This window comes from Pseudomonas sp. S2_E01 (assembly GCF_054668365.1).
In genome coordinates, this window is the sequence record NZ_CP162762.1 from 6,183,849 (window position 1) to 6,208,686 (window position 24,838).

The following is a 24,838-nucleotide window of genomic DNA, read 5'->3' on the forward strand; positions in this document are numbered from 1 at the left end:
TTTGCTGTAAATGCAGGCAGCCCGTCATCGTATGGGAGCGAGCCTGCTCGCGATAGGCCGCGAAGCGGTCTTGGCCTCTTACAAAACAATACTCATCCCGTCATACGCCACTTCGACGTCACGCCGAACCAGCTCCGCGCGCTCCGGCGAGTCTTCATCGAGAATCGGGTTGGTGTTGTTGATGTGGATAAGCACCTTGCGCTGCTTGGGCAACTGATCCAGCACCTCGAGCATGCCGCCGGCGCCGTTCTGTGCCAAGTGTCCCATTTCACGGCCGGTGCGGGTGCCGACGCCGCGGCGTTGCATTTCGTCGTCATCCCATAACGTGCCATCCACCAGCAGGCAGTCGCTGCCTGCCATGATCTGCATCAGCGGCGCGTCCACCTTGCCCAGGCCGGGGGCGTAGAACAGCTTGCCGCCGGTGTTCAGGTCCTCAACGATGAGCCCGATGTTGTCGCCAGGATGCGGGTCGAAGCGATGCGGTGAATACGGTGGCGCCGCACTGCGCAGTGGCAGTGGGATGAAACGCAGGTTCGGGCAAGCGGGAATGGTGAAGCTGCGGTCCAACTCGATGCGGTTCCAGCTTAGCCCGCCGTTCCAGTGGGTAAGCATGGTGAACAGCGGGAAACCGGTGCTCAGGTCTTCATGGACCATGTCGGTGCACCAGACGTTGTGCGGGCATCCCTCACGCAGACTGAGCAGGCCGGTGGTGTGATCGATCTGGCTGTCCATCAACACAATGGCGCTGATGCCGGTGTCGCGAAGGGCCCGGCCCGGTTGCATTGGGGCGAAGCTCTGGAGCTGGGCACGGATGTCCGGCGAGGCGTTGCACAGGACCCAGTTGATACCGTCATCGGAAATCGCAATGGATGACTGGGTTCGGGCCTTGGCATTCAGGCTGCCGTCGCGAAAACCTGCGCAGTTCACGCAGTTGCAGTTCCACTGGGGGAAACCGCCGCCGGCAGCGGAACCTAGGATCTGGACAAACATGGGCGCTCCGTCATTCAACTCTGAAAATAAAAACGCCCCGGTAAACCGAGGCGTTGCACATCGCTTTGAGTCTACAACCTTAGCGGCTGGCGAAGTACATGGTGACTTCAAAGCCGATACGCAGGTCGGTGTAAGCAGGCTTGGACCAGGACATGGGAGCGCTCCTTGTGGTGATGGGACGGTTGATAGCTATACATATAGTCCACCTCCAACCGGAGATGTTCAGATAGTTAGGTGGCTATGTTACTCAAATTTACAAATGAATGGCCGGCAATCTCGGAAAAAGCTCATTGCACCAGCGGTAAAGATCCTCGCGTCAAGCGCCAGGGAGGCGGCGGTTCAGAATGGGTGGCCAGGCATCGCCAGCCACCTTCGGTATCGTTCAGTCGGTGGGCGGCGGCGATCAAATCGCTGTGTTGGAGGGCCTGAATCGCCAATGGCAACTGAGCCAGGTAATCCGACGAGTGGCCTGCCTGTTTACCCTGCCAGAGCTGTTCGGCGGCCTGGGCCAGCGGCAATAGGGCTGGATCGAATTGCTCGGCGAGCGACTGGCGCTGGGAGATGAATGTGGCGGCATCGATCGCCTCGATCATGGCGGGTAGCTCGCCGAAGAAGCGTTCAATGTGTTCCAGCAATTGCAGGGGTGGGGTACTTGGCGACTGTACGCCTATCAGCAGTCCGGTCCGCCCATGGATCTGGCGCAGAGAGCTGAAGACGGCATAACCCAATTGCAGTTCAACACGCAGACGCTGATAGATCGGCGTCTGACAGACCAACCCTAAGAGGCGCCAGGCAGCCTCGTCGGAGATTTCCCGCGTAGCTGTCGGACAGAACAGCAGAATCGCGTGTTCGCTGGAGCCGGTATCCAACGTTGTCCACAGACGCTGCCCGTTGATCGAGCGTGCGGTTGCCACTTGGCCATCGGCAATACCGGGTGTGCGGCTCAGGGCTAACCCCAATGCGGCCTGCGTCTGCGCTGAGAGACCGACGGCCAGGCCTTCCCACCGTGCGGTGGACCACAGCTGCTGCGCATCATCGCAGAGCGCCGTCGGCTCAAGGCAATGATCGGGCAAGACTTTGAGCAACTGCTTGATTGGGATCGGCGCAGGATTTTTCGACACCTCAAGTGAGCAGCCACTGACGGGCGTCGTCAGTTCTTTCAGCGCGTGTTCCAAAATACTCGGCATCGACTCCTGCAGCCCCGTCACTCTCAGCAGCCATTCATTGCCCGACGCGCTGAATGATATCTCGACGCCGGCTTGGCGGGCTTCTTCGCACAGCGGTTGCAGTCGGTCCTCAAGATGTTGTTGCAGACGTGGCTGAGGCGAGGCCTGCAGTCGCCAGCGCAGGTAGATTGCCCCTTGTGCCGTGTTGTCTGGCAGGGCCTGGCTGAATTGCATCGGCGAAGTTTCACGACGGTTGCGCGAGCGATCCTGGGCAAAGGTTCTCAGGCCACGGTGTTTGCTGGTTTGACCGCGAATAAGGCCAGCATTCTGGGCGGGAGCTTCGAGGTGCAGGAACGGATTGGGTGCGGGCAACTGCCATTCACCGCTGAAGTTATCCACAGCGCCCATAGTCTTCAGAATGTGTTCAAGCGCGACGACACCTTGATTGGATAAACCGATTTCGAGCTGTTCACTGTCCAGGCGGGCCAATTGCAGGGCGCTGCTCATCTGTTGCTGACGCGCCTGCAATACCGTGTATTCGTCACGCAGAGCCGACCAATCCTGCTTGGCAAAGAAGCCCAGCCAGTCGAGGAGGTTCTCGCGGACTACGTTCGGCGGGGCTGTTGTGGCGACCTCGATATGCAGCACGGCTTGTTCGGCAAACCGATACAGCACCTGCGCCTTCAAACGCTCCGCCAAGTCACTGGCACGCAACTGTGACAGCAACCCTCCGTGTCTTCCGAGGTTCAGCCAGTGACACAGGAACGCCAGCGCCTCACCCGAGAAAGGAGGCAGCGATTCAAACGTGAAGAGTAGATCGAGCCGGCGCTCGCTCACCTGTTGATACGTGCTGTCTGAGGACGCCATCAGCGCCAACGGTTTTGTCTGTGGGATGTTTTCTCCGGTTGTAATCACTGCACCGAAACCCAGCGCCAGTTGCCGCAGATCTTCGATACTCTGTGGCCCCGCCAGGCTCAAGGTCATCTGTCCGGTCTGGTAGAAACGCTGATGGAAATCCTTCAGTGCCAGTTGAAAGTCCGCTTCCGGCACCGGCAACGTGTCGCGATTACCAGCGTGAAACCCTCGTAATGGATGACCCGCCGACAGCCCATCGAACAGCGCCAGCTGCTGTTGCGCCCGCGCATCCTGCGACCAGGCGACAAATTCAGCGTGCAACACCTCGCGTTCACGCTGTTGATCGTCCGGACTCATTCGCGGATGAGCGAGCATGTCTGACAGTCGTTCAAGCCCTGCGCTGAAATGCTTGGGGGGCAGCTCGAAAAAGAAGTCGGTCGTGCGCTCACTGGTTCGCGCATTGACCTGCCCGCCGTGACATTGAACGTAGGCCATCAACCCTTGATTTCCAGGGAAGCGGTCTGTGCCGAGAAACAGCAGGTGCTCAAGGAAATGCGCCAGGCCCGGCCAGGCCAGCGGCACATCATGACTGCCTGCCGCGACCCTTAATGCCGCCGCGCAGCGCTTTAAGTCAGGGGCATGACGTAGCGTCACCCGCAAGCCGTTGGCCAGGGTTTCCGTGTGGGGGCGAGAGGGAATCGGCGCAGGCATGAGCACTTCCAGGACAGAGAAGCGCCCATGCTAGCGGATAACGATGGATCAGCGCTTGTTCAGCTCGCCGTATAGCTCCGGGCGACGATCGAGCAAGTAGCGATTGGCTGCGCGGGAGTCGTTCAGCAACGGGCGATCAAGCTCCCCGACGATCAGTGCTTCATCCAGGCCAGCCTGGGCGACGCGGCTTCCATCCGGCGCGGCGATGCTGCTCTGTCCGCAATACTGAATGTCGCCTTCGCTGCCGCAATAGTTGGCGTAAGCCACGTAGCACTGGTTTTCGAAGGCCCGAGAGCGCACGGTCACGTCGGCGACAAAGTCGTAGGGAATCATGTTCGCCGTTGGCACCAGAATCAGCTCGGCACCCGCCAGGGCCAGGCGCCGCGCGTTCTCTGGAAACTCCAGGTCGTAGCAGATCAGGAAACCGAGCTTCCAGCCGTTAATCTCCACGATTGGGAAATCGTCGCGACCGGCGCTGAACATCGAGCGGTCGAGGTCGCCGTACAGGTGAGTCTTGCGGTAGTTGCACAGGCGCTCGCCGTTAGCGTCGATCAACTGTACCGCGTTGTAGATCTGCCCATCCTCGGTGCGCTCGGGATAACCATACAAAATGGCAATCCCGGCGGCTTTGGCGATGCGCGCGATTTGCTGGGCCGACTCACCGTTGTACACCTCGGCCAGCACGCTGACCGCATCGACGCCGATGTTGTAGCCGGTCAGGAACATCTCCGGCACCACCAGCAGGTCGGCGCCCTTGGCCTCCAGCGCCAGCTGATGCAGGCGTTGCAGGTTACCGGCGACATCCAGGGGCAGCGGTGGGCATTGGTAAAGAGCTACGCGCATTTGGGATTCCTCTTACTCGGGCAGGGCGATCGGACCGATCTCTTTGAACACATCTCCTGGACCCGGGTTCTCGGCGTGAGTTTCACCGCCGAAGTGTTTCATGATGCCCCAGACCGCATTGAGTGAGGTCTGCACCGCGCCTTCGACCCATGCTGGCGTCCACGATACATCGTCGCCCGCAATGAAAATCCCGCGCTGTTCTGCCGGCATTTCGTCCTGCATGAAGTGCGCGTACATGCGTTGGTTGTAGCGATAGTGACCGGGCAGCGCACCTTTGAAGGCCCCGAGGAAGTGCGGGTCGGCCTCCCAGGAGACGGTGATCGGGTCGCCGATGATCCGTGCGGCAATGTCGACTTTCGGATAGATCTTCTTGAGGGCGTCGAGCGCCAGCTTCACGCGTTTCTCCACCGGGTGTGGGAGCATTTTCAGCGCGTCGCTCATCCACGAGTACGACAGGCAGATGACCCCGGGTTTGTCGTCGCCGTTGTCGAACAGGTACGTGCCACGGGTCAGGCGGTCGGTGAGGGTCATGCTCATCAGGTCGCGGCCGGTTTCCGGGTCCTTGTCCTTCCAGAACGGGCGGTCGACCATCACGAAGGTCTTCGAGGATTGCATGTAACGGGTACGGTCCAGGGCCATCCACATTTTTTGCGAGAACAGGGTTTCGTCGCATTCGATCTGGGTCGTCAACAGCCAGCTTTGGCAAGTGGTCAGCACCGCCGCGTATTCGCGGGTATCGCCGTTGTTATCGGTGACGGCAAATCGGCCATCGGCGGCGTGAGCTATTTTTTTCACCCCGGAGCGCGGTGCTCCACGGTGCAGTGACTTGAGGCTGGTGCCTTGCGGCCAGTGTACGCAACGCTCTGGAGCATGCCGCCAGATACCCTGTGGGACTTGCTCCACGCCGCCGACCACCAGGTGTTGGTGATCGTCGCAGTTGGTCATGACCACGCGGAAAATTTCCAGCATCGAGTTCGGGAAGTCCGAGTCCCAGCCGCCCGTGCCGAATCCAACCTGGCCGAACACTTCCCGATGGTGGAAAGATAGCTTGGCGAACGCTTCGGAAGTCGCAACGAAGTCGTAGAAGGTGCGGTCGTCCCATAATGGGACAAGGGTGTTCCACAGCTCTTTGAGGCGCGGTACGTCGCGGTCGCGGATCGCTTGCTGGATGTCGGAGAATTGCGATCCAGCCTCCAGCGCGTCAGCCCAGGCGTCAGCCACTTCCTGGAACAGTGCGGGAAGGTCAGCCAGTTTCTGTGCGTAGTGAGTGGTGCCTTCCAGGTCGATGACGGTGCTGCCGGAGGCAGGCGTCAGGGGGTTGGGGAAAGGCTTGGTCTGAAGACCCAGTTTGTCCACATAGTGGTAGAACGCGGTGGAGGACACTGGAAACCGCATGCCGCCTAACTCGGCGACGATCCCGTCGGTGCCGTTGAACGCTTGCGAGCGCAGGCGCCCACCCAATTTCGAGGCTTCGTAGACGACCGGTTTAAGCCCCAGCTTCATCAGCTCGTAGGCCGCCACCAGACCAGCGATGCCCGCGCCGACGATCGCCACTTCGGCGCCGTGATGGTGTGCAGGAATGCTGCCCAGGCCCGCCGGGTGTTCGATCCAGTCGTCGAAGGCGAATGGGAAATCCGGGCCGAAAATGGTGACTGGTTTCTTACCGTCTGCAGGGTGGCGATTGTTCTTGTTCATGGCTGACCTTACTGGCGACCGGACACGGGATGCGCGTCTGAGTATAGGAAAAGATGCCAGCCATTCTAGAGAGCGCAGAACACGTTAATAAGGCGCAAAGTGTCGTCATTCTGGTTGTTATTGAGTCAATATGACGAATGACGACATCATAGTTGTTGCTTTACGAACCCTTCAAACCGGCTGGCCCCGATCAATTTTGCTGCTCAGGATGATCGAGGTGGTGGTCTTCTCTACCCCGTCGACCGAGCCAATCTGGTCCAGCAATTGATCCAGTTGCTCCGGCGAGTCCGTGCGCAGCCACGCCACATAATCAAATTCGCCACTGACCGCGCACAACTGTTGCACCTGCGCCATGGCGCTGAGACGACGCAGTACTTCCTTGCCGGAGCGTGGTTGCACGGTAATGCCGACATAGGCCTGCAAGCCGCCGTCCACCACCCGCTGACCCAGGCGCACACCGTATCCGGTAATCACCTTGGCCTTTTCCAGGCGCGCCAGCCGGGACGTGACGGTGGTGCGCGCGATACCCAGTTGCCGGGCAAGCATGGCCACGCTCTCGCGGGCATTGATCTGCAGGGCTGCGATCAGTTGGCGGTCGATTTCGTCAAGAACGGGCGGACGGATGTCGTGCAATGGGTGGGCTCCAGCGGTACAGATCCAGGATTGAACATGTTACAGGCACCGCAGACGCTGGCGGCAGTAAATGCTTGATATCGGGTCTGGACAGTCATGTATTGCCCATAGTGGAATGCAGAATCGAAGGAAGCGAGGCGCAGAAATGTCCAGGATCATGCCCAGCGCGGTACGCGAACATGCTTTGCAGATCGCTCATCACGAAATGGGCCACTATGTCGTGGCGCGCACCCTGGGGTTTGCAACCGGCGGTGTGACCCTGGCCGTGACCATGGACTTGAGGCATCACGGAGGTGCCACCATCACCCTGGCGAAGCCAATTGCGTCGATGGCGGTCATGAAAGCGCACCTGGAAGCGCGGATGATGGTGCTCTTTGCCGGCGTCATGGCGCAGACACTTTCTCCGGCTGGGGTCGACAAAACGAAGGCAATCGCCATTCTCAAAGGTGCGTTGGGAGCGGAACAGGATTACGCGAAGGTCAAAGAACTACAGCATTTGCTGCGCAACATCTGCTATCCCGAAACGGATCCAGGGTCGCCCGAGCGCATCGCGACCGAGCTGAAGACCCTGACGGATGGGATCTGGGTTCGAACTCAAACCGTCGTCGAGGACCAGGCCGACACGATCATCGAACTGGGAAGCTTGCTGGTTGGCGGCATGGCGATCGTCGAACAGTGGGGGAGGGCGGCGGATACCTACGAGGTGGTGTTCGGCCGAGACTCGCTGGAAAGATTGCCGATAGTTCAGGCCATTCCATTGTTGCGCGTGTGAGCGCGGCACTCAGGTTGGGAGGCTGGCGTAGGGTTCCAGACTGTTCTTGAGGAATTTTTCCCGGTCCTGGTGCATCTGTAGGTGGGTTTTGCCAGTCGCGTATTCCAGACCGGCCAGCCCCATTTTCAATGCCAGTTCGGGATGCCGGGCGATATGCCGAATGCTGTCTGCCAGGCTGGACGAATTGCCCGTTTCAAAGATCAGGGCGTTGTCCTCATTGGTGATGTCCAGAATTCCCGAGGTGTCGGAGGCGATGACCGGCACGCCCTGGCTGAAGGCGTCAAAAATGATCCGGGGCTGCTCCTGTTTCAGGGTCGGGACGAGCAACCAGTCATATTGGGAAATGACGTTGAAAAAGTCCTCCCCATAATTGACGGCGTCCTGAAACCGGACTTTTACGCCCCCGTGATCTTCTTCGGCAAATCGCTGGCAATGCTCTTTAAGATCGCCTGAACCCATGACGGTTACATTAATGTTCAAGTTGTCATGTTTCAATTTTTTTATGGCATCGAGTACAACGAGTACACCTTTATCCTCCGCCAGACGCGATGGGTAAAAGATATTGAGTGCGCCATCGAGCCGGTCTCTGAATTTGTTTTCGACCGCCTCTTGATTGGTGACGTGTTGTTTGTCCACCCAAGTGGCATGGTTTATCAAAGCTCGGCTGTCATCGTCGCCCAGAAAATATTCCCGATAAAATGACTGGGTAAATATCCTTGCGTTTGCCCGCTTCAAACAGCGTTTCAACAGAATCTTGTGCGCGTAGTGTTCAATGGCCTTTCTAAAGGTCCTGGGCTCCCCCTGACTGAGCATCCAGAATGAAGACTCAATGACAATGATCCATTGGAAGCGCATGAGCGGCTTGAGTGGCAGAAGATAAAAAGACAACGGGAATGCCCAGCCTGCCCCATCGGAATGAACAATTCGGGCGGTTCTACAGGCTTTTATGACGGTTATAAAGTTTGGAACAAGATTTTTAACAACGGACACTAGCCCGTAGTCGTTTTTTAGTCCGTAGAGCCATTGTATGTTCAAGCTGGTGATGTTTTTCAAGCCGTCGACTTTATTGCTTTTTTCAACAGGGCAGCAAATTCCAAAGCTCTGGATGTAGTCCAGATGCAACTCTATATCTTTGGCCCAAAGAGGGTCGGCGAACAGGTTGCCATGATCATCCTTTTTGATCGGGATTCTTGTGAACAGGATGTATGGCTCGTTGATCATATTCCCCTCACAGGAATCCTTGACGGCTAAGTGGTATTTCCTGCCGGGCGCGTCCTACTACTGGCGCCATTTTTTTGCTGCCCATTGAAAATAACACTGCAGGCGTTCGGGGGAATTGTAGCAGTCCGAAACATCTTTTTTTCACCTGCGGATTGAGATTTTTATAGGTCCTTATCCTGTAAGGTAAAAGGGTTTTTTTAACGCAGAATTTCGACCGCGTGAGTGTGCGGTGATCAATTTTTTCAGGTAGGCGGGATCCGTAATCAGCGCTGGAGGGGGGTACTGAATCGATCACTCGAGCGGAGTGAGCGGGCGCCGAATGTGACAGGAGCGATCCGGCGATGCGCCGGACCCTTTATACAAAGTTTCGGCTAGCGCGTTCTCATGTAGATCGGCCTATTCATAAAAACGCAAAAGCCGCGCAGTGCGCGGCTTTCTTGTTTGGTGGGCCCACACGGACTTGAACCGTGGACCAAAGGATTATGAGTCCTCTGCTCTAACCAACTGAGCTATAGGCCCTCAGTAGGTCGCGGATTATAACGACGGTTTCTCGGCTGTGCTATCCGAAAAATCCGATATGGCTATGCGAAGAAACGTCGCGGCGAATTCGTCGGCGGGCATGGGGGGGCTGACGATGTAACCCTGGATTTGTTCACAGCTTTCCTGGGCCAGGAATTGCTGTTGTGCCAAGGTCTCGACACCTTCGGCGATGACGGTGAACTGCATGCTGCGCCCCAGGGCGATGATGGCGCGCACGATTGCCACGTCGTGGGGGTCATCCGGCAGGCCGCGAACGAATGATTGGTCGATCTTGAGGATGTCCAGCGGCAGTCGCTTGAGGTAGCTGAGGGACGAATAACCGGTGCCGAAATCATCGATGGCCAGTTGCACGCCCAGGTGCTTGAGTTGATGCAACACCGCCAGCGCTTCCTCGGCCTGGCTCATGATGAAGTTTTCGGTAATTTCCAGTTGCAGTAATCCGGGCTTAAGTCCGTTGTCCTTGAGCAGTTGGTCGATCCGTCCGAGCAGGTTGGGCTGGCGCAATTGGGCGCCCGCAAGATTGACCGACAATGGCCCGAGGCTTTCATACGTCAGGCTCCATTCGTACATCTGTCGGCAGGCGGTTTCGAGTACCCAGTCGCCGATTTGCAGGATCATGCCGTTTTCTTCGGCCAACGAAATGAAGTGTTCTGGCGGTACTTCGCCAAAGGTCGGGTGGTGCCAGCGAATGAGAGCCTCGGCGCCGACCAGGCGATTGTCCTCAAGGCTGATTTTTGGCTGATAGTGCAGCAACAGCTCATTACGCTCGATGGCGCGGCGCAGTTCATACTCCAGAGCGATGCGCTCGCTGGCCTGGGCGGTCAAGTCGCGAGTGTAGCTCTCGACTCGATTGCGACCCTTGGCCTTGGAGCGGTACATCGCCGCGTCGGCGTTCTTGACCAGGGTGGCCACGTCACAGCCGTCTTTTGGATACAGGCTGGTCCCGATGCTGGCGCTGATAAAGAACTCATGCTCGCCAGCCTGGAAGGGGGCGCAGAAACAGTTGAGGAGTTTGATCGCGATGTTGTCGGCGTCGCTGCACTGTTGCAGGCCGGGCAGCAGGATGATGAACTCATCGCCGCCCAGGCGCGCCACGGTGTCGATGTCGCGCAACTGCTCCTTGAGGCGCACCGCGATACCTTTGAGGAGCAGGTCGCCGACCGGGTGACCCAGGCTGTCATTGATGTGTTTGAATCGGTCCAGATCGAGAAATAGCACCGCGCCCTGGCCCCCGTTTTCACGTTGGTTGTTCAGTGCTGTTTGCAGCCGGCTTTCGAACAGCGTGCGATTCGGCAAGCCGGTCAATGGGTCGTGGTGGGCCTGGTAATCGAGCTTGGCCTGGGCGTGCTTGAGGCTGGAAATATCCGCGAACACGGCAACGAAGTGGGTGATGAATTTGTCGCGGTTGCGCACCGCGCTGATGGTCAGCCAGCTGGGGTACAGCTCGCCATTTTTGCGCCGGTTGGAAATTTCCCCCTGCCAGTGTCCCTCGGCAGTCAGTTGATGCCACATGGCTGCATAGAACGCACTGTCGTGCAGGCCGGAGGCGAGCAGGCGAGGGGTGTGGCCCAATGCTTCACTTTCGCTGTAGCCGGTGATTTCAGTGAAGGCGCGATTGACCGCGCTGATGTGTTGCTGGGTGTCGGTGATCAATACGCCCTCGGCGGTGCTTTCGAACACGGTCGCGGCCTGTTGCAGTTTTTCCTGCATCAGGTGTCGTTCGGTGATGTCCCGGGCGATGGTGAGCATGCAGTCTTCATCGCCGATGGGCAGTGGCCGGCTCGACACTTCGCAAAGCCGGATCTGACCGTCGCTGCGGCGAATGTGGCAGCTGAAGTCACGAACGAAACCGTCGCGGTGCAGCAGGTCAAGCATCTGCTTGCGCTCATTGAGATTGACCCAGATGCCCAGTTCCAGCGATGAGCGGTCCACCGACATGGCACTGTTAAAACCGGTGATGCGGCTGAAGCCTTCGTTGACCTCCAGTAGCAGGCCGTCGCTCTGTCGCGACAGTAGCAGACCGTCGGGCGAGGCGTGGAAGGCCTTGGCAAATTTTTCTTCAGAAGTTTGCAGCTGTTGCTGGGTTTCCTTGAGTTGGTGGATGTCACGCACGACCACCACCAGCGCCGGCGTGGTATCGAGGTCGAACGGTTCGGCCGAGATCAGGCCGGTAAACACCTGACCATTGTTGCGCCTGAAAAGCATCTCCAGATTGCGGATACTGCCGGCCTGCAAGCGTTGCAACAGCCCCGGCCCCACCCCGGGAATGCCCCAGATGTTCAGGTCGGAGGCGGTCTGGCCAATGACATCTTCAGCCTTGAGGCCGATCTGTTCTTCGAAGGCTTCGTTGACCTCCAGCAGGCAGCCGTCGCAGAGTCGTGCGATGACCAGGATGTCCGGGCACTGCTGGAATACCGAGGCAAACTTCTGCTCGGACAGGCGCAAGGCCTCCTCGGTGCGTTTGGCCTCGCTGATGTCGATCATCAGCCCGCGCATTACGGGTTCATGCCCATGCTCGATCAAGCTGACAATGTCGCGCACCCAAATGCAGCGGCCGTCGGCGGTGATGACCCGGTAATCGAGGCTGTGATCGCGACCGGCCAGCACTTCGTGATCGCAGAAGGTCTGGGCACGGGTCAGGTCGGCGGGGTGGATGATGTTGCGCCAGAAGCCTGGAATGAGCCAATGGGCCAGTGGGTAGCCGAGCAGCTCTTCGGCATGGGGTGACACGTAGCTGTAAGTAAAATCGGTAATCCGAGCTTCCCAGGCAATGGCCGAAAGACTCTCCACAAGCCCACGGTAATGGTATTCGCTGCTGCGCAGCTCCTGTTCAAGGTCGACACGACGAGCAATTTCTGAACTCAGGCGGCGGTTGATGCGGATGACCACGGCCAATATGGTGACCAGTAGCAGCAGCCCGGGGAGGCCGTAAACCAGCAGGTCGGACCAAAACGTGCGATGGTCCAGCACGTTGCCGATCCAGCGTTCCTGGATCGAACTGATTTCTTCCGGGGCCATATCGGCCAGCACCTTGTCCAGAATGCCCACCAGAGTCTTGTTTTCGCGGGGAACGCCCATCGCCAACTGATAGCGATAAGGCGTTTCACCGCTGACGTACAAGCCGTCGAGCTTGAGCTGGCGCAGGCTCCAGACGCTGGATGCCAGGTCACCCACCACGGCGTCCACTTCATCGGTTGCCAATGCCTGTAGCGCCGAGGCAACGTTGGGCATGCCCACAAGGTTCAGGTCTGGATGATGGGTGCGCAGCAGTTCATGGGGGGCGTAGTCCTCCACTACAGCGATTTTCAGGCCGTACAGGTCTTCGATTTTGCGCGGCTGAGCACCCCCCACGTGGGCTAGGATGACAATCGGGAAGTCGAGATAGGGTCGCGTAAACGATAGATAGGTCTGGCGTTCCGGGGTCGACATGATGCCAGGCAACAGGTCGAGTTTGGCCTGTCTGGCCTGCTCCAGTACGACCGTCCAGCTGACGGGCTCGATGGGCGTGAGGTTGATGGCCAGTCGTTGTCGGATCAGGTCGATATAGTCCGCTGCAAGCCCCTGATAACGGCCTTGGTCGTCACGAAACTCAAAAGGTGGCCATGAGGCATCGACCCCCAGGCGCAAGTCCGGGTGGGCGGTCAGCCAGCTACGTTCTTCGTCGGTCAGAGTCAGCGCGCCAGCCGTTGCAGTCCAGGTCATCAGCGACAGCAAAAAAAGCACGGTCGGCAGTCTGGTCATAACGGTCTCGTTATGGCTCGGGGAATGTTTCGAGTGTAGACGGGCTATACGGCGGGAGCGAAGTGCGGGGGATTTTATCTGCAAAAAGCAAAACCCCCGGCCTGGGCCGGGGGTTCTGGATTACTCGTCGAGGAAGGAGCGCAGATGCTCGCTTCTCGTCGGGTGGCGCAGCTTGCGCAACGCCTTGGCTTCGATCTGACGAATCCGCTCGCGGGTGACGTCGAACTGCTTACCAACCTCTTCGAGCGTGTGGTCGGTGTTCATGTCGATGCCGAAGCGCATGCGCAGGACCTTGGCTTCACGTGCCGTGAGGCCGGACAGTACTTCGCGAGTCGCTTCCTTGAGGCTCTCAACGGTGGCGACATCGATAGGCGACTGCATGGTCGAGTCTTCGATGAAGTCGCCCAGATGGGAGTCTTCGTCATCACCGATCGGGGTTTCCATGGAAATCGGCTCTTTTGCGATCTTCAATACCTTGCGGATCTTGTCCTCAGGCATTTCCATGCGTTCGCCCAGCTCTTCCGGAGTCGGTTCACGACCCATTTCCTGCAACATCTGGCGGGAAATACGGTTGAGCTTGTTGATCGTCTCGATCATGTGCACCGGAATACGGATGGTGCGTGCCTGGTCGGCGATCGAGCGAGTGATCGCCTGACGGATCCACCAGGTGGCATAAGTCGAGAACTTGTAGCCGCGACGGTATTCGAACTTGTCTACCGCTTTCATCAAGCCGATGTTGCCTTCCTGGATCAGGTCGAGGAATTGCAGGCCACGGTTGGTGTACTTCTTGGCGATGGAAATCACCAGACGCAAGTTCGCTTCGACCATCTCTTTCTTCGCGCGGCGGGCTTTGGCCTCACCGATCGACATGCGACGGTTGATGTCCTTGATCTCGGCGATAGTCAAGCCGGTTTCGGCTTCCAGCGCGGACAGCTTCTGCTGGCAACGAACGATGTCCGGTTGCAGGCGAGCAATGGCTTCGGCGTACTTGCTTTTGCCTTTGGCCAGCGCGTCGGTCCAGCTTTCGTCGATTTCGTTGCCCGGGAACTGGCGCAGGAAATCGGCACGCGGCATGCGGGCATCACGAACGCACAATTGCATGATCGCACGCTCTTGCTGACGCAGACGATCCAGGGCACTGCGAACACGCTCGACCAAGCCTTCGAATTGCTTGGGTACCAGCTTGATCGGCATGAAGAGCTCAGCCAGGGCCAACAGCTCGGCAATTGCCTGCTTGTTGTCGCGACCGTGCTTTTTCAGCGCCTTGCGAGTGATCTCCATCTGATCGGAGACAGCACCAAAACGCTGGGCTGCGACGATCGGATCCGGACCGCTTTCGGCTTCTTCTTCGTCGTCCGAAGATTCGCCCTCTTCGTCATCGCTGTCGTCGTCGGCTTTTTCAGCTTTCGCGTCGACCGGTGGCGGCACTTCCGCGGCAGGCGGCGTAATACCGTCATCCGGGTCGATGTAGCCACTCAGAACGTCGGACAGGCGTCCACCTTCGGTGGTGACGCGAGTGTATTCGGAGAGAATATGGTCGACCGTGCCAGGGAAGTGCGCGATAGCGCCCATCACTTCACGGATGCCTTCCTCGATACGCTTGGCGATTTCAATTTCGCCTTCACGAGTGAGGAGCTCTACCGTACCCATTTCACGCATATACATGCGCACAGGGTCGGTGGTGCGACCAATGTCGGTCTCGACCGCTGCCAACGCTGCTGCTGCCTCTTCGGCAGCGGCTTCGTCGGTATCGGCGTCGGCCAGCATAAGGGCGTCCGCATCCGGAGCACTCTCGTGTACGGGGATCCCCATGTCATTAATCATGCGGATGATGTCTTCCACCTGCTCTGGATCTGAAATATCCTCGGGCAGGTGGTCGTTGACCTCGGCGTAAGTCAGATACTTCTGCTCACGGCCCAGTTTGATCAACTCAATAATACGAGACTGCTGTTGCGCTTTTCCGGACATAACACCCTATCCACTGAAGGTCTTGGCGGGCAAAAAACAAGCCGAGGATTATACCTGAGCTATGACCTCACGCGCCAGTTGAGGTCGGGTTTGATGCGCAAACGTTCTGTTTTAAGAGGTCGCGCATCTGTTTTGCTATCTGGATTTGCTCGTCAGCCGATAAACCCGGCTGCCTGGCTTTCTTGATAAGTTCGTCGAGGGTCTGCGTATGTTGACCCGCAGATAACCTGTTAATGGTGTCTAAAAATTGCTGTTCAAGGTTATCGCCATCAATCAACCACTCCTTTTCTGCAAGGGCCTTCAACAAACGCCCCTGTTCGGTGCCATGCCAGCGCGCCATCAACTGAATAGAGTTTAGCTGAGGATTTTTCTGCACCGCTTCGATCAGGGCGATCAGCACCTGGGCGTAAACGTTGCTCTCGTTGGCAAAGTGATCGGCACTTTCAACCTTGCCGGCCAATTGGGGGTGGTGAATAAGCGTGCGCAGGGCAATAAGCGTCGGGGCTTCCACCGCCACGGGCGTGCGCGGGGCGTACTCTTCGCGATCGCCACGCTTGCCGTCCTTGCTCCACGGTTTCTTGTCCCATTTTTTTTTGCCGCCGGTAGCGGATTTTTTCGGCGTCCATTCCTGCTGGGGGGCGTAGGCCTCCTGAGGTTGATGGAAGTCGGAGTAATCGGGCATGGCGTCGTAGTCCATGCCGGGGTCATAGACGGGCGGCGCGTCCTGTGGTGCGCTGTGTACCAGCTGGCTGACGGCTTCACCGCTCAGCCCGGTGATTTCCAGCAGGCGCTGGCGCATCAGGGTGCGCAGGTTGGCACCCGGAACCTTATCGATCAGCGGCGCGGCAAGCGTGGCCATGTGCGCCTTGCCCTCGAGCGAGCGTGGATCGGCTTCTTCAGTCAGTTGCTGGAAGAAGTAATCCGCCAGGGGCTGTGCGTGCTGATTGATCCGTGCGCGGAAGGCATCGGTGCCTTCAGAGCGAACCAGGGTGTCCGGGTCTTCGCCCTCGGGCAGGAACAGGAAGCGTGCGCGGCGTCCATCCTGCAAGCTCGATAGCGTCGCTTCGAGGGCTCGCCACGCAGCATTGCGGCCTGCCTGGTCGCCGTCGAAGCAGAACAATACGTTCGGTACGACGCGGAACAGCCGCTTCAAGTGCTCTTCGCTGGTGGCCGTACCCAGCGTGGCGACGGCATTGCGCAGGCCTTGCTGGGCGAGCGCAATGACGTCCATGTAGCCTTCGACGACGATGATTTCGTCGAGGTTGCGGTTGTTCTTGCGCGCTTCATAAAGGCCGTAAAGCTCCTGGCCCTTGTGAAAAACCGGGGTCTCCGGTGAGTTCAGGTATTTGGGCTTGTCATCGCCCAGTACCCGACCGCCGAAGGCGATGATGCGACCCCGGCTGTCGCGAATCGGGAACATGACGCGATCGCGGAAACGATCATAGCGTTTGCCGGTTTCGGCGTTCTCGATCAGCAGGCCAGCATCGATCATGGCTTTCTGTTGCAGGGTGTCGCTGCTCAAGTGCTTGAACAGGTTGTCCCAACCGGGTGGGGCGAAGCCGAGGCCGAAGTCCCGGGCGATTTCCCCTGTCAGTCCACGACCCTTCAGGTAATCCACCGCGGCTTTGCGCGATGGGTGGCTTTTGAGTGCTTGGCGGTAAAAGTCGGCGGCGGCTGTGAGCAGCGGATACAGCGGCGAATCGGTCGGCTGCCGCGGTTTGCGCGCCCTGCCACTTTCCTCGCGGGGGATTTCCATGCCGGCGGCTTTGGCCAGTTCCTCGACAGCCTGGGGAAAGTCCAGGTTGTCGTGGTCCATGATGAAACCGAGGGCGTTGCCGCCGGCGCCGCAGCCAAAACAGTAATAGAACTGTTTGTCGGGGCTGACGCTGAACGACGGGGTTTTTTCCTTATGAAACGGGCAGCAGGCGGTGTGGTTCTTGCCGGCTTTTTTCAGTTGCAGGCGCGAGCTGACCACGTCGACGATGTCGGTGCGGTTCAGAAGGTCGTCAATGAAGCTCTGGGGGATCAGCCCGGCCATGGCGTTCTCGTCGTCTGCGATGAAAGGGTACCGTAGCGGTGGGCGGCCGAACGCGGGTATGAAGCGCACAAGGTGTGCGGCTCGATCGGTGTCGTCTGCGTAATCGCTGTCGGGAAGTGTATCTGCCGAAAATCCACTGACGTTAATTCCAATCAGTATTCGACTATTTGAAAGTGTTTCGCTGAATCCGGCTGCGACCAGTCATCGGTCTCGGATAGCTCATCATGCGGCACGCAAGCGGCGCCTTGGGCTGATCGTCGTGAGAGGAATCAGTGGGTGTGCTCGTCAGTAGCCTTGAAAGGCTCGTCAGAAAAGACGTGCACCGCTGGCAAAAAAGCCAGGTCTGACGCGGTGAAGCAGTTTGTCTCGGTCGCGTGTGCGGCTTCGACGTTGAAGCATCAAGCGTTTTCCGCAAATGCCATTAGCCCGGCTGAGGGCCGGGCTTGGCAGAAGCTTGCTACGATCGTCTGTGTATTAGTACAGACGAACGGCGCGGCGCTGTTCGCGCTGAACTTTCTTGGCGTGACGCTTAACAGCAGCAGCTGCCTTGCGCTTACGCTCAGAAGTTGGCTTCTCGTAAAATTCGCGGCTACGAACTTCAGCCAGTACACCGGCTTTTTCGCAGGAGCGCTTGAAACGACGCAGAGCTACGTCGAAGGGTTCGTTCTCTTTTACTTTGACGGCTGGCATCCAGAGCTACCTTCATTCATTACCGGGGTCAACATCCTCGCGGCAAAAGAGCACTTGAAGACGTCGGTTTTTAAGGGTTGCGGATGTTAACCCCTCATCGCTCGGAATGCAAAGCCTCTGATCGAAAACCGCTGGTCGGCGCATCACGCGGCGACTATTATGCGCGCCTTCGAATTCGGCCTAAACAAGGCGCAAACCCATGCTAGTACTGGGAATGGAAACTTCCTGCGACGAAACTGGAGTCGCATTATACGACAGTGAACGGGGCCTGCTGGCCGACGCGCTGTTCAGCCAGATCGACCTGCATCGAGCCTATGGTGGTGTGGTGCCGGAGCTGGCCTCGCGTGATCACGTCAAACGGATGCTGCCCTTGATTCGTCAGGTGCTGGCCGAAGCTGACTGCGTGCCAACGGAAATCGACGCGATCGCCTACACCGCGGGACCCGGGCTGGTCGGTGCGCTGCTGGTGGGGGCTTCATGCGCCCAGGCGCTGGCCTTCGCGTGGGGCATTCCGGCGCTGGGCGTGCATCACATGGAAGGCCACCTGTTGGCCCCGATGCTGGAGTCTCATCCGCCGGAATTTCCGTTCGTCGCTTTGTTGGTGTCCGGGGGGCATACGCAGCTGGTTCAGGTCGACGGAATCGGCCAGTACACGCTCATGGGCGAGAGCCTCGACGATGCGGCGGGCGAAGCGTTCGACAAGACGGCGAAGATGATGGGTCTGAATTATCCGGGCGGTCCGGAAATCGCACGCCTGGCGGCGCGTGGGGTTGCAGGACGTTTCACCTTCCCGCGTCCGATGTGCGACCGTCCAGGCCTGGCATTCAGCTTCAGTGGCCTGAAAACCTTTGCCCTCAACACCTGGCAGCAGAGCGTCAGCGCCGGGGACGACAGCGAGCAAGCCCGTTGCGACATCGCGCTGGCGTTCCAGGAGGCCGTGGTAGAGACTTTGACCATCAAGTGCAAGCGTGCCCTTAAACAAGCGGGTATGAAGCGCCTGGTGATTGCCGGCGGCGTCAGCGCAAACAAGGCACTGCGCTTATCGCTTGAGAAAATGCTCGGGGATCTGAAGGGTGATGTGTTCTACGCTCGCCCCGAGTTCTGTACCGATAATGGCGCGATGATAGCGTTTGCTGGTTGCCAGCGTTTGCAGGCCGGCCAGCACGAAAGCCTCGCAATCAGCGTGCAGGCGCGTTGGCCGATGGAGCAGTTGTCGGGGCTATGATGAGCGGCGCTCACCTGCGGCATCTAGAAATGCCGTTCGCGCCCGGCGAGCAGGTCGCGTAGATTGCCGCGATGGCGCCAGACGATCAGCCCCGTGAGCGCGCTCATGGGCAGCAGGGCCGCCGGTTCCTGCCAGGCCAGCAGCGGCAGGGTAAGCGGGGTGGCGATAAGGGCAGCCAGTGAGCTGGTGCGGGTCAGATAAAACGTCAGCAGCCATGCGCATACCGCCAGCAGGGCTGCCGGCGGATAAAGGCCCAGCAGCATGCCGGCGGCGGTGGCGACACCCTTTCCACCACGAAAGCGAAAGTACACAGGGAACAGGTGACCGATGACGGCGCAGACGCCGATCCAGGCCTGTTCTTGCAACGACAGGCCCGCAAGCCCAGCGATCAATACCGGCAGCAGGCCTTTGCAGAGGTCGCCGAGCAAGGTGAGGATGGCGAGCTTTTTGCCGGCCAGGCGCAACATGTTGGTGGCGCCGGCATTGCCCGAGCCACTCATTCGCGGGTCGGGATTTCCGGTCAGGCGGCTGAGCAAAATGGCGAAGGACAGCGAGCCGAGCAGGTAGGCGAGAGTCGCCAGTAACCAAAACATGCTAACTATTCCGGGCGGGGACGCCCTGATTCTAACGGCGCATTGCGCCCTTGTCGTGCAGCGGAGAAAAGTGCTTGGACAGAGTGTTTATCGAGGGCCTGGAAGTTGACACCGTAATCGGTGCCTACGACTGGGAGCGAGGCATCCGACAGTGTCTGCGTCTTGATCTGAGCTTCGCATGGGATAATCGACCGGCCGCTGCAGGTGATGACCTGACCCTGGCCCTCGATTACGCAAGCGTTTCAACGCGCATCCAGGCGTTTGCCGAGCAGGCGCAATTCCAGTTGGTCGAGACCTTTGCCGAGCGTCTGGTGGCGGTGTTGATGAGTGAGTTCAATATCTCCTGGGTCCGCCTCAAGCTGACCAAGCCAGGTGCCGTCCCGGCGGCTACCGGTGGTGTGGGCGTGGAGATCGAGCGCGGATGCCTCTGACCCAGGTGTACCTCGGCCTCGGTAGCAATATCGAGCGCGAAACCCATTTGCAGGCTGGCCTGGAAGCCCTGGCGGGTTTTCTCTCGGATATACGCTGTTCGGCCGTATTCGAAAGCCAGCCGGTGGGCATCAAGAGCGGCCCTTTTTTCAATTTTGTGGTCTCGGCCTACACCGATCTGCCACTGATGGAGCTTGATCGCCGGCTCAAGTTCATCGAAGCGGACAATGGTCGCTATGCACCGGACCGCAAAGGGCTGCCGCTGGATATCGATGTCCTGCTGTTTGGCGATCTGGTGGGCAACTTCGACGGCCTTGTCCTGCCGCGGGCGGAGATTCTCAAGAACGCTTTCGTCCTGTGGCCTTTGTCGCTGATTGCGCCGGATCGTGTGCATCCGGGGGTTGGCAAAACCTTTGCCCAATTGTGGGAAGAGGCGCAGATTGACCAAGTGCTGGCGCCGGTGGCGTTTGAGTGGCGTGGGGGGCAGTTGACGCCTTCAAATTTACTGGGCGGCTGACAACAATCCCGAGCAGGCTCGCTCCCACAGTGGCCGGTGGTTATCCGGCCCTTCTGTGGGAGATTTTCAGTTGGGCGCCGCCTGCTTGTAGGCTTTCAACGCCTTGAGCCGCTCGCACTTTATCGCCTCGCCCAGCTCGGGCCCCTTGAATCCCTTCTCCAACAGCGGCTGAACCGCGACCCCGCGAGCCGCGTCAGCCGCGCCGCGCAGGTAGTCGGCCTGTGGATAACTTCGCTCTTCGAAACCTTTGCGGCCCCGCGCGTCCATCTCGCACGCCGCAATGAACTCTTCGAATCGTTGCGGCCGACGGTAAACATCAAAACTCTGCAGCAGCTCCAGTAGCGTCGATGGCTTCAAATCCAGGGCCCGGTGGCCATGGGTGTGGTACTGACCCACCAGTAGCGCCAATTCCTGGCAATCCTTTGGCGCCTTGAAGCGCTCGTTGACTGCCTTGATCAGCTTCAGGCCCGTGTGTTCGTGGGCAATGTGCCTGGGCCATTGGTCTTCAGGCGTGAGGCCCTTACCCAAGTCATGCAGCAGGCAGGCCCACCGCACGGTCAGCGGTTGGCGGTGCCGGGCGGCTTGTTCCAGCACGCTCAGGGTGTGAACGCCTGTATCGATCTCCGGGTGGTGAGCCTCCGGTTGCGGGACGCCAAACAGCGCGTCGACTTCCGGCATCAGTACCTTCAAGGCAGCGCAGTCGCGCAATACCTGGATGAAAACCTGAGGTTGATCTTCCATCAGCGCCCGGGAAATCTCCTTCCAGCTGCGCTCTGCGGTCAGTGCCTCCAGTTCTCCCGACCCGCTTAGCTCGTGCATCAGTTCCAGCGTTTCAGGTGCGACGGTAAAGCCCAGGCAGGCGTAACGCGCCGCAAATCGGGCAACGCGCAGGACGCGGAGCGGATCTTCGGCGAAAGCAGGCGAAACGTGCCGAAGCAGGCGAGCTTCAAGGTCGCGTTGTCCATGGTAAGGGTCGGTCAAGTTCTGCTGATCATCTTCGGCCATGGCATTGATGGTCAGGTCGCGGCGGATCAGGTCTTCTTCAAGGGTGACCTCAGGGCTGGCGTGAAAGGTGAACCCGCCATAACCACGGCCACTCTTGCGCTCGGTGCGGGCCAGAGCGTACTCCTCGCCGGTTTTGGGGTGCAGGAAAACGGGAAAGTCAGACCCTACCGGACGAAATCCCTTGGCGAGCATTTCTTCAGTGGTGGCACCGACCACCACCCAATCAATATCGGTAACCGGTTTGCCCAGCAGGCGATCACGAACCGCTCCACCGACCTTATAGATCTGCATAAAAAACCTCCGTTAGCCCGACAGGATAACCGTTGTGCCGGGCTTTCGGAGGCGAAAACAGGTTCAAAGATGAATGACGGCCAGGTCCAGTCGGCCGTAGTCGCCCTCGCTTTGCTCGTTTCGCGGTGGAACATGGTGGGTTTTCATCACCTGATCCCCTTGCAGGGTTTCCAGGTGAATGTCGAAGCCCCACAGGCGATGCAGGTGCTTGAGTACTTCCTCGGTGGACTCGCCCAAAGGTTTACGGTCATGTTGCTGGTGACGAAGGGTCAGGGATCGGTCACCCCGGCGGTCGATGCTGTAGATCTGCACGTTGGGTTCGCGATTGCCCAGGTTGTACTGCGCGGCCAGGATTTCGCGGATGGTGCGGTAGCCTTCTTCATCATGAATCGCGGGTACCAGCAAATCGTCCTTCTGATCGTCATCGAGAATGCTGAACAGCTTCAGGTCGCGGATCACCGTAGGTGACAGGTACTGCAGGATGAAACTCTCATCCTTGAAACTGCTCATGGCGAACTTGATGGTGGACAGCCAGTCGGAGCCGGCGATGTCCGGGAACCAGCGATGATCCTCCTCGGTAGGGTTTTCGCACATGCGTCGGATGTCCCGGTACATGGCGAAGCCCAGGGTATAGGGGTTGATGCCGCTGTAGTACGGGCTGTCGAAGCCGGGCTGGAAGACCACGCTGGTGTGCGAGGTGAGGAATTCCATCATGAAGCCGTCGGTGACCAGGCCTTCGTCGTACAGGTCGTTCATCAGGGTGTAGTGCCAGAAGGTGGCCCAGCCTTCGTTCATCACCTGGGTCTGGCGTTGCGGGTAGAAGTATTGGGCGATCTTGCGCACGATTCGTACGATCTCCCGCTGCCAGGGTTCCAGCAGCGGCGCATGTTTTTCGATGAAGTACAGGATGTTTTCCTGCGGCTCTGCGGGGAAGCGTGCGTTGTCCTTGTCGCTGAACTTGTCGGCGCCTTTGGGAATGGTTCGCCACAGGTCGTTGATCTGTTTCTGCATATGCTCTTCCCGATCCTTTTGCCGGCGGCGTTCCTCCTCGGCAGAAATCGGGTAGGGGCGTTTGTAACGGTCGACCCCGTAGTTCATCAGCGCATGGCAGGAGTCGAGCAGGTCCTCGACTGCGTCTATGCCGTGGCGCTCCTCGCATTGCATGATGTACTGCTTGGCAAATACCAGGTAATCGATGATCGAGCTGGCGTCTGTCCAGGTGCGGAACAGGTAATTGCCCTTGAAGAAGCTGTTGTGTCCATAGCAGGCATGCGCCACTACCAAAGCCTGCATGCAGATGGTGTTTTCCTCCATCAGGTAGGCGATGCAAGGGTCCGAGTTGATCACGATCTCGTAGGCCAGTCCCATTTGGCCTCGCGAATAGGATTTTTCAGTGCTCAGGAAGTGTTTGCCGTAGGACCAGTGGTGGTAGCCCAGCGGCATGCCGACCGAGGCATAGGCATCCATCATCTGCTCGGCGGTGATCACTTCGATCTGGTTGGGGTAGGTATCGAGCGCGTAACGAGCCGCAATACGACTGATTTCCCGGTCGTAGGCCTGGATCAGCTCAAACGTCCACTCGGAACCGGTGGAAATGGGTTGGCGCTTCTGCTCTTTGGCGGTCATGTCACTAACCTGCGCTGGAAGAGTTCACGGAAGACCGGATAGATATCCCCGGCCGAGACCAGTTGTTGCTGGGCAAAAGTGTCGGAAAAGGCTTCGGCGATGCGCTCGTACTCGAACCACAGTGCCTGGTGTTCGCGGGGGGTGATCTCAACGTAAGTGTAGTACTGCACAAACGGCATGATCTGGTTGATCAGGATGTCGCGGCAAATCGGCGAGTCATCGTTCCAGTTATCCCCGTCGGAAGCCTGGGCCGCGTAGATGTTCCATTCGTTGGCCGGATAGCGCTCGGCCATGATCTCTTGCATCAGCTTCAACGCGCTGGAGACGATGGTGCCGCCCGTCTCGCGAGAGTAGAAAAACTCCTCCTCGTCGACTTCCCGGGCGCTGGTGTGGTGGCGAATGAATACCACGTCAATCTTGTCGTAGTTACGCTTGAGGAACAGATAAAGAAGAATGAAGAAGCGCTTGGCGATGTCCTTGGTCGCTTGTGTCATGGAGCCGGATACGTCCATCAGGCAGAACATGACGGCCTTTGAGCTGGGATTGGGCTGCTTGATCAGCAGGTTGTACTTGAGGTCGAAAGTGTCGAGAAACGGAACGCGGTGAATGCGCGCGCTGAGTTTTTCAATTTCCGCTTCAATTTCCAGAATATCGCCGAGGTTGTCGGGTTCATCGCGCTTGAGTCGCAGAAGTTCTTCTTTAGCGTCGCGCAGTTTCGCCCGGCTGCTGCCAGACAAGGCTATGCGCCGCGCATGGGCTGATCGCAAGGTGCGGATGATGTTGATTCGTGAGGGATTGCCTTCGTTGCTGATCCCTGCGCGAACGGTCTTGAACGCGTCCGTGCCTGTCAGGTTACGTTTGACCAGGTTCGGTAGCTCGAGGTCCTCGAACATGAATTCGAGGAATTCTTCCTGGGTGATCTGGAAGACGAATTCGTCCATGCCTTCGCCGGAGTTGCCTGCTTTGCCGGGCCCTCTGCCGCCACCACCTCCTGGCGGACGGGCGATGTGTTCGCCGGTGGTGAACTCCTTGTTGCCGGGGTGTACGACGGTTTGCTTGCCCCCGCGACCATGATGAAGCACCGGCTCGTCGATGTCGCGGCCGGGAATACTGATCTGTTCGCCGTGTTCCATGTCAGTGATGGAACGGCGGCTGACTGCCTCTTCGACAGCCTTTTTGATGTGATCACGATAGCGCCGCAGAAACCGCTGGCGGTTTACCGTGCTCTTGTTCTTGCCATTGAGACGTCGGTCGATCACATAGCTCATAGGCCCCTCCGGGGAGCTTCA

General features: G+C 58.6%; 19 protein-coding genes and 1 tRNA gene. 4 read left to right on the top strand and 16 right to left on the bottom strand.

Translation table 11 applies throughout. The features are described 5' to 3' along the window. Positions 1-78: 78 nt before the first annotated feature. From pqqB to AB4O36_RS28565, 6 genes are all read right to left on the bottom strand, one after another. Positions 79-990, bottom strand: a complete 912-nt coding sequence (pqqB, locus tag AB4O36_RS28540) for a pyrroloquinoline quinone biosynthesis protein PqqB (RefSeq protein ID WP_460120295.1) — start codon at positions 988-990, stop codon at positions 79-81. Positions 991-1,069: 79 nt separating this feature from the next. Further along, positions 1,070-1,144, bottom strand: a complete 75-nt coding sequence (pqqA, locus tag AB4O36_RS28545) for a pyrroloquinoline quinone precursor peptide PqqA (RefSeq protein WP_009045898.1) — start codon at positions 1,142-1,144, stop codon at positions 1,070-1,072. Between the two features lie 133 nt (positions 1,145-1,277). Further along, positions 1,278-3,722 carry a pyrroloquinoline quinone biosynthesis protein PqqF gene (pqqF, locus tag AB4O36_RS28550; RefSeq protein ID WP_460140792.1) on the bottom strand — a complete coding sequence of 815 codons (2,445 nt, stop codon included), beginning with the start codon at positions 3,720-3,722 and terminating at the stop codon, positions 1,278-1,280. Between the two features lie 48 nt (positions 3,723-3,770). Then, complete coding sequence (locus tag AB4O36_RS28555) at positions 3,771-4,565, bottom strand: carbon-nitrogen hydrolase family protein (RefSeq protein WP_460120299.1); 795 nt, start codon at positions 4,563-4,565, stop codon at positions 3,771-3,773. 12 nt (positions 4,566-4,577) lie between these two features. Then, a complete protein-coding gene (locus AB4O36_RS28560) occupies positions 4,578-6,260 on the bottom strand; it encodes a flavin monoamine oxidase family protein (protein WP_460120301.1) in 1,683 nt (560 codons plus the stop codon). Positions 6,261-6,431: 171 nt separating this feature from the next. Then, the gene (locus AB4O36_RS28565; RefSeq protein ID WP_460120303.1) at positions 6,432-6,893 is read right to left on the bottom strand and encodes an Lrp/AsnC family transcriptional regulator; all 462 of its coding nucleotides are present in this window, start codon (positions 6,891-6,893) and stop codon (positions 6,432-6,434) included. Between the two features lie 145 nt (positions 6,894-7,038). On the opposite strand from AB4O36_RS28565, the gene AB4O36_RS28570 reads away from it, so the two are divergent. Beyond that, positions 7,039-7,665, top strand: a complete 627-nt coding sequence (locus AB4O36_RS28570) for a peptidase M41 (protein WP_460120305.1) — start codon at positions 7,039-7,041, stop codon at positions 7,663-7,665. Positions 7,666-7,674: 9 nt separating this feature from the next. Here the strand turns inward: AB4O36_RS28570 and AB4O36_RS28575 are convergent, their stop codons facing one another. From AB4O36_RS28575 to rpsU, 6 genes are all read right to left on the bottom strand, one after another. Then, on the bottom strand, positions 7,675-8,886 hold the full coding sequence (locus tag AB4O36_RS28575; protein ID WP_460120307.1) for a glycosyltransferase family 4 protein: 1,212 nt from the start codon (positions 8,884-8,886) through the stop codon (positions 7,675-7,677). A 442-nt stretch (positions 8,887-9,328) separates the two neighbouring features. Then, a tRNA-Ile gene (locus AB4O36_RS28580) sits at positions 9,329-9,405 on the bottom strand. A 15-nt stretch (positions 9,406-9,420) separates the two neighbouring features. After that, positions 9,421-13,167: an EAL domain-containing protein gene (locus AB4O36_RS28585; protein ID WP_460120309.1), complete on the bottom strand. Its 3,747-nt coding sequence runs from the start codon at positions 13,165-13,167 to the stop codon at positions 9,421-9,423. Between the two features lie 120 nt (positions 13,168-13,287). Beyond that, the gene (rpoD, locus tag AB4O36_RS28590) at positions 13,288-15,135 is read right to left on the bottom strand and encodes an RNA polymerase sigma factor RpoD (protein WP_460120311.1); all 1,848 of its coding nucleotides are present in this window, start codon (positions 15,133-15,135) and stop codon (positions 13,288-13,290) included. Between the two features lie 67 nt (positions 15,136-15,202). Further along, entirely contained in the window at positions 15,203-17,173 is a 1,971-nt protein-coding gene (dnaG, locus tag AB4O36_RS28595) for a DNA primase (protein ID WP_460120313.1), read from the bottom strand. Between the two features lie 474 nt (positions 17,174-17,647). Then, a complete protein-coding gene (gene rpsU / locus AB4O36_RS28600) occupies positions 17,648-17,863 on the bottom strand; it encodes a 30S ribosomal protein S21 (protein ID WP_002551877.1) in 216 nt (71 codons plus the stop codon). A 199-nt stretch (positions 17,864-18,062) separates the two neighbouring features. Between rpsU and tsaD the strand changes: the two genes are divergently transcribed. Continuing rightward, complete coding sequence (gene tsaD, locus AB4O36_RS28605) at positions 18,063-19,088, top strand: tRNA (adenosine(37)-N6)-threonylcarbamoyltransferase complex transferase subunit TsaD (protein WP_460120314.1); 1,026 nt, start codon at positions 18,063-18,065, stop codon at positions 19,086-19,088. A 23-nt stretch (positions 19,089-19,111) separates the two neighbouring features. Here tsaD and plsY read toward each other — a convergent pair whose 3' ends face one another. After that, positions 19,112-19,681, bottom strand: coding sequence for a glycerol-3-phosphate 1-O-acyltransferase PlsY (gene plsY / locus AB4O36_RS28610; protein WP_460120316.1), 570 nt, complete (start codon positions 19,679-19,681; stop codon positions 19,112-19,114). Between the two features lie 74 nt (positions 19,682-19,755). Here plsY and folB point away from each other — a divergent pair, with 74 nt between their 5' ends. Next, the gene (folB, locus tag AB4O36_RS28615) at positions 19,756-20,112 is read left to right on the top strand and encodes a dihydroneopterin aldolase (RefSeq protein WP_460120318.1); all 357 of its coding nucleotides are present in this window, start codon (positions 19,756-19,758) and stop codon (positions 20,110-20,112) included. Then, positions 20,103-20,627 carry a 2-amino-4-hydroxy-6-hydroxymethyldihydropteridine diphosphokinase gene (gene folK, locus AB4O36_RS28620; RefSeq protein ID WP_460120320.1) on the top strand — a complete coding sequence of 175 codons (525 nt, stop codon included), beginning with the start codon at positions 20,103-20,105 and terminating at the stop codon, positions 20,625-20,627. The genes folB and folK overlap by 10 nt, the downstream gene beginning before the upstream one ends. Before the next feature lie 66 nt (positions 20,628-20,693). On the opposite strand, the gene AB4O36_RS28625 is transcribed toward folK, so the two are convergent. The 3 genes from AB4O36_RS28625 to AB4O36_RS28635 all read right to left on the bottom strand — a co-directional run bounded on the left by AB4O36_RS28625 (position 20,694) and on the right by AB4O36_RS28635 (position 24,817). Further along, positions 20,694-21,923, bottom strand: coding sequence for a multifunctional CCA addition/repair protein (locus tag AB4O36_RS28625; protein ID WP_460140793.1), 1,230 nt, complete (start codon positions 21,921-21,923; stop codon positions 20,694-20,696). A gap of 63 nt (positions 21,924-21,986) precedes the next feature. Next, positions 21,987-23,549 carry a SpoVR family protein gene (locus AB4O36_RS28630; protein WP_460140794.1) on the bottom strand — a complete coding sequence of 521 codons (1,563 nt, stop codon included), beginning with the start codon at positions 23,547-23,549 and terminating at the stop codon, positions 21,987-21,989. After that, complete coding sequence (locus tag AB4O36_RS28635; RefSeq protein WP_460140795.1) at positions 23,546-24,817, bottom strand: YeaH/YhbH family protein; 1,272 nt, start codon at positions 24,815-24,817, stop codon at positions 23,546-23,548. Before AB4O36_RS28635 ends, AB4O36_RS28630 begins: the two co-directional genes overlap by 4 nt. Positions 24,818-24,838 lie beyond the last annotated feature (21 nt).

Excerpts from the sequence above, each read along its gene's own strand:
- plsY (WP_460120316.1), bottom strand. The coding sequence starts at position 19,681 with ATGTTTTGGTTACTGGCGACTCTCGCCTACCTGCTCGGCTCGCTGTCC.
- pqqB (WP_460120295.1), bottom strand. The coding sequence starts at position 990 with ATGTTTGTCCAGATCCTAGGTTCCGCTGCCGGCGGCGGTTTCCCCCAG.
- AB4O36_RS28585 (WP_460120309.1), bottom strand. The coding sequence starts at position 13,167 with ATGACCAGACTGCCGACCGTGCTTTTTTTGCTGTCGCTGATGACCTGG.
- AB4O36_RS28625 (WP_460140793.1), bottom strand. The coding sequence starts at position 21,923 with ATGCAGATCTATAAGGTCGGTGGAGCGGTTCGTGATCGCCTGCTGGGC.
- dnaG (WP_460120313.1), bottom strand. The coding sequence starts at position 17,173 with ATGGCCGGGCTGATCCCCCAGAGCTTCATTGACGACCTTCTGAACCGC.
- AB4O36_RS28575 (WP_460120307.1), bottom strand. The coding sequence starts at position 8,886 with ATGATCAACGAGCCATACATCCTGTTCACAAGAATCCCGATCAAAAAG.
- pqqF (WP_460140792.1), bottom strand. The coding sequence starts at position 3,722 with ATGCCTGCGCCGATTCCCTCTCGCCCCCACACGGAAACCCTGGCCAAC.
- rpsU (WP_002551877.1), bottom strand. The coding sequence starts at position 17,863 with ATGCCAGCCGTCAAAGTAAAAGAGAACGAACCCTTCGACGTAGCTCTG.
- tsaD (WP_460120314.1), top strand. The coding sequence starts at position 18,063 with ATGCTAGTACTGGGAATGGAAACTTCCTGCGACGAAACTGGAGTCGCA.
- folK (WP_460120320.1), top strand. The coding sequence starts at position 20,103 with ATGCCTCTGACCCAGGTGTACCTCGGCCTCGGTAGCAATATCGAGCGC.
- AB4O36_RS28560 (WP_460120301.1), bottom strand. The coding sequence starts at position 6,260 with ATGAACAAGAACAATCGCCACCCTGCAGACGGTAAGAAACCAGTCACC.
- AB4O36_RS28555 (WP_460120299.1), bottom strand. The coding sequence starts at position 4,565 with ATGCGCGTAGCTCTTTACCAATGCCCACCGCTGCCCCTGGATGTCGCC.
- AB4O36_RS28630 (WP_460140794.1), bottom strand. The coding sequence starts at position 23,549 with ATGACCGCCAAAGAGCAGAAGCGCCAACCCATTTCCACCGGTTCCGAG.
- rpoD (WP_460120311.1), bottom strand. The coding sequence starts at position 15,135 with ATGTCCGGAAAAGCGCAACAGCAGTCTCGTATTATTGAGTTGATCAAA.
- AB4O36_RS28635 (WP_460140795.1), bottom strand. The coding sequence starts at position 24,817 with ATGAGCTATGTGATCGACCGACGTCTCAATGGCAAGAACAAGAGCACG.
- AB4O36_RS28570 (WP_460120305.1), top strand. The coding sequence starts at position 7,039 with ATGTCCAGGATCATGCCCAGCGCGGTACGCGAACATGCTTTGCAGATC.